This window comes from Steroidobacter sp., assembly GCF_016790065.1.
In the GTDB taxonomy this organism is placed as follows: Bacteria; Pseudomonadota; Gammaproteobacteria; order Steroidobacterales; family Steroidobacteraceae; genus Steroidobacter.
In genome coordinates, this window is record NZ_JAEUPY010000475.1 from 1 (window position 1) to 1,969 (window position 1,969).

At 60.4% G+C, this 1,969-nt stretch carries 2 protein-coding genes; both read right to left on the minus strand.

The features are described 5' to 3' along the window. Positions 1-443 (minus strand): Lrp/AsnC family transcriptional regulator (locus JNL55_RS19600; RefSeq protein ID WP_293857548.1); only part of this gene is annotated, 443 nt, incomplete at its 3' end. A 337-nt stretch (positions 444-780) separates the two neighbouring features. After that, positions 781-1,969: tetratricopeptide repeat protein (locus JNL55_RS19605; RefSeq protein ID WP_293857551.1), on the minus strand; the 1,189-nt coding region annotated here is incomplete at its 5' end.

A 1,969-nucleotide genomic window follows, 5' to 3' on the forward strand; every position in this document is an offset into this window, starting at 1 on the left:
GCCATGGTCGAGCCGCGATGCTTGATGGTCTTCATGCACACGGTGGTTTCCACTTTTTGCACGCCCGGCAGCCGCGAGATCTGGGCACGAAGCAAATCGTCCAACTCACCGATGCCCCGGACCAGCACATGTACTAGATAGTCCGCCTGCCCCGCCGTCGTGAAGCACTCCAACACCGAAGGATGGCGATTCACCGCCGCCTCGAAATCGGTGTGTCGAGCCGAGTTGATGGTGACCTGCACGAAGGCATGCAGATCCAGCCCGACCGAGGCCGCATCGATCTCGGCTCGATAACGCCGGATCACCCCTCGGCGCTCCAATTCCCGTACGCGGGACCAGCACGGGCTCTTCGACAGCCCGACCTTCTCGGCCAATTCGGCATACGAGAGCCGTCCGTCGTCTTCCAGCAATTGCAGGATAGCGGTTTCCGTTTTGTCCAGCATCGGGACGTTTTCCTTCAAAAGCAGGACTTGCTACTACTAACGTGCTTCAGCGGGCTTTGCAAGCCCGGCCCCTTTGCGGAGCCCTGCAACGGGCCTGACACGACGGTGTCACGAGAAAAGGGTTGAATCACCTTTCCTCGCTGATGCTTCTGGCAGGCCCCCGCCATGCAAGACCTGATTCGTTCGCCGTTACAATTCGTCCGCCCCATGTCGGACCCCGAATGGCAGGATCTGGTAGCGCGCGCCAATGCTCGCGCGCAGCGGCGAATAAAACAGCGCCGCTCGCGAAGCAAGCCCACCGCGATTTCTCAGCCTCGCAAGGTGTTTCGCTCGATCGCTAGCCCGCCGCTTTAATCTCATCGAGCGCGGCTTGTGCTTCTTTGGAGCCGTGGAACTGACGGCCTGAACTCACCGCGGCTTCTAGATTTTTCTCGGCGCCAGCACGATCACCAGTCTTCAGCAACGCCATACCCAAGTGGTAGCGCATGGCCGGCGACTCAGGCGATTTCTCCACCGCCTGTTGCAACAGAGTCAGCGACTCTCGATACGCGCCGCGCTTGAACTTGACCCAACCGCGCGTATTCAGAATGGCAGGCTCACTGACGTGATCGAGCTTGCCAGCGAGCTGCTCAGCACGCTCCAGGCTGGTGGAGTCGTTGCGATAACTCACCAACAGCATCGCCAAGTTATTGGCCGCTGCGATCGACCCGGGCTCGCGAGTCACCATCGTTTCGTACACGCGAATGGCATCGTCCGGCCGCTGCAATCGCTCATAGAGTGCGGCGAGATCTGTGCCGAGTGACGCAGCTCCGGTCTTCGCCAAACCATTCTCAAGTGCCATGATCGCGTCATCGTTACGCTTGCCAGCGAGATGCGATAGCGCCAAGCCGCGGTATGGCATCCACCATTGCGGGGCCGTTGCAATCGCCTGATTGAATGCGGTCGCCGCGGCAGCAAGCTCACCTCGCGAGGCCAGCAATTCTCCTCGCAAATTCTGAGCAATCGCGTTGTCAGGTTGTTCGGTAATGACCTTGTCCAATCGCGCCAGCGCTTTGAGAAGCTGCTTGCGCGTCACGTCGACGCGGACCAACGCCGTCAACGGTTCACCTGCACTGGGCTGAATCTCCAGCGCTCGGGCGTAAGCAGCTTCGGCAGCGTCGTATTTCTTCTCGGCCTCGTCGATCGCGCCTTGCAAATACCAACCCAACGGCAGGTCCGGTCGCAACTGTCGCACGCTCTCCGCCGTCGCACGCGCTGCCGGGAGATCCTTGAGTGCTGCTTGCACGCGAAACAACGCTTCCAATGTCGATGCGTCATTGGGCGAGTCTTTGGCAAGCTGCTCCAGGATCGGCCGCGCTTGCTCGGGACGGCCACTCTGAGTCAGCAACTGCGACAACTCCAATCGCACCGCTTTATCGCCGGGATTGGACTGCACCGCCGAGCGCAATGTTTCCTCCGCCAACGCCGGCTCGTTGTTCTGCAAGTGGGCCTTTGCCAGCGCACGCTGAACCGGAACAGAATTCGGT